A 258-nucleotide genomic window follows, 5' to 3' on the forward strand; every position below is an offset into this window, starting at 1 on the left:
TTTCAAATCGGGCAGGCTCACCACCCAAGGCTCGTCCCCCACATCAAAGAAAGCCGTCGTATAGAGGGTATCGGCGTTCGGCGCCGTCACGTCCCGAAACTTGGCGTCTGGATACTGGCGCAGCTTGATCAGATGCCCCATGGGGCCACGGGTTCCCTCGGGCTCCGCGACGTTGGTAATCACGCGCCGGGTCACTTCCATCGTCACGAGGGGGTAGGCGTAAATGTAGGCTTCGACTGCGAGCGCGAACTCATCGAG

The 258-nt window shown here is 60.9% G+C and carries 1 protein-coding gene; it reads right to left on the bottom strand.

From position 1 onward, the window contains the following. Window positions 1-258, bottom strand: a 258-nt coding sequence (locus ASE71_RS06275; protein ID WP_156411750.1) for a DUF1254 domain-containing protein, incomplete at both ends; no start/stop codon positions are given.

Origin of the sequence: Ensifer sp. Root954 (assembly GCF_001429005.1) — a bacterium.
Lineage (GTDB): Bacteria > Pseudomonadota > Alphaproteobacteria > Rhizobiales > Rhizobiaceae > Ensifer > Ensifer adhaerens.